Below are 616 nucleotides of genomic sequence, written 5' to 3'. Positions count from 1 at the left end.
CAAAACGGTTCTGGGAAGCACCCAGGATGCTGCGCTGAGTATCAACAGCTTTCAGTGCGGCATCGATATCTTCCAGCGGGCTACCGTTGGTTGCACCGGTGGAATCCACGGTACCATTCAGAACATCAAAGCCTTTTGCCGCTACAGTACGCATATTGCCGTTAACGACTGCTCCAGAAGTTGCTTCAGCCGCTTTAGTACCTGCAACTTTACCCGCTTCTACACCCGCTTTCGCAGCGGCATCAGCTGAGCCTGTCATTTTCGGCGCAAGAATTGCTACAGAAGCCTCTTTCTGGGTAGAGGTTGCTGCAGCATCATAGCCTGCTTTAATGGCTGTATGATCGGCAGTACTAATCGTAGTAGCAGCATCGATTCCTGCTTTCGTTTTGAAGGTCTCGAGCAATGCATCTTTCGTAGCACCTGCTGCTGCTGCATCATAGGCATCATAAGCATCTTTCACATCAGCTGTGAAGATTTTATCGGAATAAACTTTGTCGCTTGCGGTTTTTGCTGCAGCCGTATATGCCGTATCGTAGTTCGTCTTAGCAGTATCCAGAGCCGCCTGGTTAGTATTAACTGTAGTACCTGAAGTCCCACCCGCTCCCGCAGTTGCCAG

Annotated in this window: 1 pseudogene; it reads right to left on the bottom strand. The window is 50.2% G+C overall.

Annotated elements, in window-relative coordinates:
• Positions 1-616 (bottom strand): annotated as a pseudogene (locus OGY08_RS00315) (hypothetical protein); the annotation flags it as partial.

This window comes from Citrobacter sp. Cpo069, assembly GCF_030332785.1.
In the GTDB taxonomy this organism is placed as follows: Bacteria; Pseudomonadota; Gammaproteobacteria; order Enterobacterales; family Enterobacteriaceae; genus Citrobacter; species Citrobacter portucalensis.
The sequence above is the reverse complement of the archived record's forward strand: the minus strand, read 5'-3'. Positions and strand labels throughout refer to the sequence as shown.